The sequence below is a fragment of the Desulfovibrio sp. genome, from assembly GCF_019424165.1.
GTDB lineage: Bacteria > Desulfobacterota > Desulfovibrionia > Desulfovibrionales > Desulfovibrionaceae > Desulfovibrio.
Map to the genome: position 1 here is coordinate 6888 of NZ_JAHZAA010000043.1, position 5891 is coordinate 12778.

The following is a 5891-nucleotide window of genomic DNA, read 5'->3' on the forward strand; positions in this document are numbered from 1 at the left end:
GGGATACAGCGCAGCATCAGCAAGAAGTTTTTCAGTAAAGGCAGCCGCTTCTCCAGCGTCCACATGCAAGACAATGCGCACAAAAGAAGAAAAGGCGCGCTCATATTCCTTGCGGTCAGTCTTCACGACCCCTTCGGCCATGGCAAAGTCGAAATGAGGTACGCTCTGGCCGCCGTGCCTTTCATTCTGGTTGGCCTGAATGGCTATGCAGGCCAGGGCCGAATAGCTTTCAATGGAATTAGGCTCACGCAAATACCCGTGCCCAGTGGAAAAACCATTTTTAAACAAAGGGATAAGGTCTATCTGGCAGCACGTTTCCGTGAGCATATAGAAATCTTTGTCATGAATATGAATATCGCCGTGAATATGAGCTGCCGAAGCGTCTTTGGGCAAGATATAGTTATCTATGAAGAACTTTGATCCTTCGGAGCCATATTTGAGCATGGTACCCATGGCCGTATCGCCGTCAATATTGGCGTTTTCGCGCTTGATATCCTCATGGATGGCGGCAGAATACGTCAATTTCTTATAAATATCCATGAGATACGATTCCGCATTGCGAATTTTCGTATGCTCGGCACGATACAGGATATAGGCCTTGGCGGTTTTGGCGTAATCGTACTGAATCAACGATTCTTCAACCACGTCCTGAATTTCTTCAACGTGCTTCAGATCACGTTCATTCAGTTTTTTACAAACTTTTTCGGTGACGAATAAAAGGTCAGTGGGGGACATATCCTCGCCACCCACGGCCTGATTGGCCTTGGTGATGGCGTTGAGGATCTTGAGTGAATCAAAAAGCACTGCCGTGCCATCGCGTTTGATGATGCTGGCGGGCATGAAAGAAAGCTCCCGGAACATAGTGAACAGGGCCGTCCGGAATATGGACGCAAATACCGATACCTAATGGAGGGGCAAACAAAATAACAGGAACATGCCTGTAACCAAGGGCAGACCGCCCTCAGCAGGGGAACTACCGGCAAAAGCCCCGTGCCGGTTGTTCTCATTAGGTTTACAGGGGATATACATCACCCTTTCAAGGTAAGTTGAAAGCAGGTCTTCCGGCTTGCCGGCCATCTTTCGGCCTTCCCGGGTTGAACCCAGTGGCGCATGGTGAAAGACAGTTTGTTGCCCGGCTTACGGCGGCGGGTCCGCTCCCGCTTTTCACGGGATTCCCGATTAAGCCCGGTGGGGCACTTTCAATGTCTAGAAAATCTCAAAAGAACCGCTTCATGTCAATTGGGGTTGGTAAAAAAGACTTCCTAGGTGCATGGGAACAGGTTAGTTTATATTAAGAAAAATTTTTAATTACGCTCGTTAAGCAGGGCTGAAAAAAGACCGCAAAAGAGCACAGGGCGAGAACGGGGGCTCTGCCCTGCTTAACACTGCCGGAACCGCTATTGAAAGTTCCGCAGCCTTGATATGTTGGCTGGTGACTTCCCTCAGTGCGGAATTGCAATCTAGCGCACTGCGGAGATGATTTCAAGGCTGATCAAGTCCTTGATACAAGCGGATTTCTGAAGTTGGCGGCTAAAAACCCGCGCTAATGGCCGTTTTTTCCAGGTCATTTTTTTTCGATAAATATTCCTGACAAGCTGTCGCCGGTACTTTTACTCCTTCCACGGGCAGCAAGAAACGCCAAGATTGACGGTACGTGCCGGTTTTTGATCACAGTCATTTTTTGCAGCAGGCCTGCCCTTTTTCTTTTTGCCATACAAAACCCCCATCAGGCTCCAGGGTCGCGCAAGAGGCGTCACCTGGGGGCCGGATGGGGGTTCAAAGCAAGCTGTAGCCACGTGTATTCACGGGGCTACAGGCATTGTCAGGGCAACAGTACCAGTTCGTAAGCGCTTTCCTGCTCCAGATATTTCCTGGCCACGGCCTGCACCTGGGCAGGCGTCAGGGTCGCGGCCTTTTCAATAAGCTGGCGGTCAAAGTCGTAGGGACGGCGCAACAGGGCATCGCCGGCGGCATCCGCAGCTCGTGCTCCCAGGCTTTGCCGTTCGCGAAAGTATGCACCAAGCAAGCGGTTTGCCCCGGCCTCCAGTTGCGCAGCCGACAGGGGCTTTGCCTTGATGTCGGCAATGATCTTGCCAAAACCTTTACGGGCCTGCTCCACCTTGTCCGGGGTCGTGCCGATGTAAAAGGCCATCATGCCTGCCTCGGGCATGCTGCGGTAAAAGGCCGTTACCGTATAGCCCAGGCCTTCCACATCTCTCAACTGACTGAACAGCAGGCCGCTCTGGCCGGAAAGCACGGCCTGAAGCAGCATCAAGGCCGGAGCATCCTCATGGGTGGGCGGTACAGCCCTGAAAACCTGGAGCACATGCGCCTGATTGCGGCCGGGGAGGTGCAGATCGAGTTTTTTATCATGCCCCCATACCGGAGCGCCCGGTGTGGGGATATCGGCGCGAGGCGCAGGCAGGGACCGGGCGAAGGCCAGCACGGCCTCACGGTCGAAGTCTCCGGCTATGGAAAGAACCCAGGGCTGTCCCATCTGTTCCTGCCAGAAGGCGCGTACATCCTTGCCCCCGAAGCGATCCAGGTTGCTTGCATTACCCAGGCCGTCATAGCCATAGGGTTGTCCGCCGGGGAAAAGGAAGCCGTTAAGCTTGGAAAACAGATAGGACGAAGGCCTGTCGGCCCGTTGCCGTATGGCGGCTTTCATATTGTCCGCTTCACGGCGTATTTCCTTTTCCTCAAACCTCGGGCTGCGCAACGCTTCGCCCAGCATGGAAAAATAATCTGCATTGAACCGCGCCGGGCCGGTAATGGAAACAGTAAAGCTCTGCAACCCGGCACTGGCATCTATGGTCGCCGCGCGGTCGGAAAAAAAGCGCTCCACGCCCTGGGCGTCCAGTTTGCCGATGCCCGAGGTAAGCGCACGGGCCGTAAGCCCCGCAAGCCCCTGCTGGTCGGGCTTGAGCAGCGCGTTGCCGCCCGGCAGCATCATGTCAACGGCCACGTAGGGAACCGTAGCGTCAGGCTGTAAAATAAGGGTGCGGCCTGTTCCCAGTTGCACCACTTCGCGCTCGCCCGCCTTTGCGGCCCGCGCCGTTCGCACATGGTCACTTTCAGGCCCGGGCCAGTTCTGTTGCAGGATGGCCTCCAGGTCAGGAAGTTTCGTCCCTTCCGGGGCCAGCACGCGCACACGCGCCTGCCGGGGGTTGAGCCACTGCTCAAGAGCCTGGGCCAGTTGCGGCACATCCACATTGCGCTGGGCAAAGCGCAGGTTCATTTCGGCCTGCTTGCCCCCCAGTTCAAACTGTACAGTGCCGAGCCATGAGGCAAGGCCATTAAGGGTCTCGCCTGCCCTGTCCATAGTATCCTCAAGGTTGAACCTGGCCCGATCGATGGCTTCGGGCTTGAACTGCCCGGCCTTGAGCGTTGCCATATCCCTGGTCAGCTCACGCCAGAAAGGTTCCACCTTGTCCACATCAAGCTGGGCGCTCAGATAAACAAGGCCGGCACGGGACAGGCTCATGTTGCCCATGCCGATACTGTCCACCATCTGCTTTTCATATTTGAACTTGCGGTACAACTCGGAAGTGCCGTCGCCACCCAGAAGATAGCAAAGCACATCCAGATCTACAGAGCGCAGGTCACGCAGGCCGGGTACGGGAAAAGCCATGCCCATGTAAACCTTGTTCCAGGGACCGTAAATAACCTCTACCCGTGGCCCGCCCGAAGCATCGGCCAGATCTACGGGCTGCGGTTCGGCAAGGTCGCCGTTATTGGTCAGGCCGCCAAAAAGTTTCTGGCTGTACGCCAGCACCGCCTGCGGATCAATATCGCCGGCTACCAGCAGCAGCATGTTTTGCGGCTGATACCAATGCCGCACATACGCGCGCAGGTCGTCTGCCGTGACGGCCCGGATGGTGTCTTTAAAACCGATGATGGGCCGCCCGTAAATCGTATTTTGCAAAGCAGAGGTTTGCAGACTTTCAAACAACCTGCTCATGGGCGAGTCCTGATCGCCTTCAAGCTCGGAAATGACCACTTCCTTTTCAGATTCCAGCTCTTTTGGATCCAGTGAAGGCTGGAAAGCCATTTCCTTGACCACATCCATGCCGGTGCGCCAATGCGCGGCGGGCATGTCGGTCATGTACCAGGTCTTGTCAAAGCTGGTGGCAGCGTTGAGGTAGCCGCCCAGAGCTTCCACATCTTTGGCTACCTGGCCCTTTGGCCTGTGCTCCGTACCCTTGAACACCATATGCTCAAGCAGATGGCTGATACCCGCCTGGTCAGCCTTTTCATTGGCAGAGCCTGTACGGACATACAGGCGCGTAGCTACCAGAGGAAAACGCACATCTTTCACGATATAGACGGTAAGCCCGTTGGGCAGACGCGTAAGCACCCCGCTGTCATCCCCCTGAGCTGGTTTATCACTGGCCGCAATTGCCGGGCAGGCCAGAGCAAGCAGTAATGCCAGAACCGCAAATGAAAAAAAACGCCGCATGAAACCTCCTGCGTTGCAGGTCTGACGTTCCCGTCTGCCCGCTGTTATGATGTGGGCCGCTGCCGCACCTGTGAAACGCGCACGGCGATGGGCCTTGCAGGGATACAAAAAAGCGGGACTTTTCAGTCCCGCTTTTTATAGTAGTTCTCAAAACGCCGGGAAGCAAGGGGGATGCCCCGTCACTCCCACTATCGGGCTAGCCCCCCAGGTAAGCTTCTTTGACCTTGGGGTTTTCCAGCAATTGTCTGCCGGGGCCTTCCAGCACCACGCGGCCCACTTCCAGAATATAGGCGTAGTGCGCCACAGAAAGAGCCGCAAAAGCATTCTGCTCCACCAGCAGTACGGTTTTTCCATCGGCATTGATGCGCTTGACGATTTCAAAGATCTCGCGCACCAGCAAGGGAGCCAGGCCCAGAGAAGGCTCGTCCAGCATAAGCAGATCAGGACGGCTCATGAGCGCCCTGCCCACGGCCAGCATCTGCTGCTCGCCGCCGGAAAGCGTACCGCCCTTCTGCCAGCTCCTTTCCTTGAGGCGGGGAAAAAGCGTGTATACCCACTCGATATCATCGGCAATTTCCTGGCGGTCACTGCGTGAATACGCACCAAGCATCAGGTTTTCGGCAACTGTCAGGTGGGGCAGAATGCGCCGCCCCTCGGGAGAGAGCGAAATGCCCCGCCGCACCATGTCTTCAGGTTTGAGGCCCATGAGAGAAGCGGGAGCCTCGCCCTCGTGCCTGGTCAGCAGTATTTCGCCAGTAACATTTTTGTTCAGCCCGGCAATGGAGCGGATAATGCTACTCTTGCCTGCGCCGTTGGCTCCGATGAGGGTCACAATGCTGCCGCGCGGGATGATAAGGCTCACTCCCTGCACGGCCTGAATGCCGCCGTAGCGCACATGAAGGTCACGAATTTCAAGCATGCTGCACCATATCCAGTATATCTTCAGCCATTACGGCCATACTGTGACCACGCATCAAAACATGCCGCCAGCGCCCATGTCCTCGCCAAGGTAGGCGCGGATCACTACGGGGTTATTGCGGATGCTCTCCGGTCCGCCTTCGGCGATGAGCGCGCCGTACTCCATAACCCAAATGTACTGGCATACACCCATGACAACTTTCATGTCATGCTCGATGAGCAGAATGGTCAGATCGAATTCATCGCGGATATGACCAATGAAATGCATAAGCTCAATGCTTTCCTGGGGGTTCATCCCCGCAGCGGGCTCGTCCAGCAAAAGCAGACGTGGTTCGGTAGCCAAAGCGCGGGCAATCTCAAGCCGGCGTTGTGCGCCGTAAGGCAGGCTGCTGGCCATGTCATCGAGATGCTCGCCAAGATTTACCCGTTCCGCCAGCTTACGGCTTTTTTCCTTGATTTCGGCTTCTTCACGGTAAAAGGATGGCAAACCGAGCGGCGCCATCCACCAGGGGCA

Annotated in this window: 4 protein-coding genes and 1 riboswitch; all 4 genes read right to left on the reverse strand. The window is 55.7% G+C overall.

Annotated features, from left to right (window positions below; translation table 11 throughout):
• Positions 1–840: anaerobic ribonucleoside-triphosphate reductase (gene nrdD / locus QZ377_RS11380; RefSeq protein WP_291441261.1), on the reverse strand; the 840-nt coding region annotated here is incomplete at its 3' end.
• A 193-nt stretch (positions 841–1033) separates the two neighbouring features.
• Positions 1034–1216: riboswitch (cobalamin riboswitch) on the reverse strand.
• Positions 1217–1822: 606 nt separating this feature from the next.
• Positions 1823–4459: a pitrilysin family protein gene (locus QZ377_RS11385; RefSeq protein ID WP_291441262.1), complete on the reverse strand. Its 2637-nt coding sequence runs from the start codon at positions 4457–4459 to the stop codon at positions 1823–1825.
• Positions 4460–4655: 196 nt separating this feature from the next.
• Positions 4656–5378 carry an ABC transporter ATP-binding protein gene (locus tag QZ377_RS11390; RefSeq protein ID WP_291441263.1) on the reverse strand — a complete coding sequence of 241 codons (723 nt, stop codon included), beginning with the start codon at positions 5376–5378 and terminating at the stop codon, positions 4656–4658.
• Between the two features lie 54 nt (positions 5379–5432).
• A partial coding sequence (locus QZ377_RS11395) for an ATP-binding cassette domain-containing protein (protein WP_291441264.1) occupies positions 5433–5891 on the reverse strand: 459 nt, incomplete at its 5' end.

Excerpts from the sequence above, each read along its gene's own strand:
- QZ377_RS11390 (WP_291441263.1), bottom strand. The coding sequence starts at position 5,378 with ATGCTTGAAATTCGTGACCTTCATGTGCGCTACGGCGGCATTCAGGCC.
- QZ377_RS11385 (WP_291441262.1), bottom strand. The coding sequence starts at position 4,459 with ATGCGGCGTTTTTTTTCATTTGCGGTTCTGGCATTACTGCTTGCTCTG.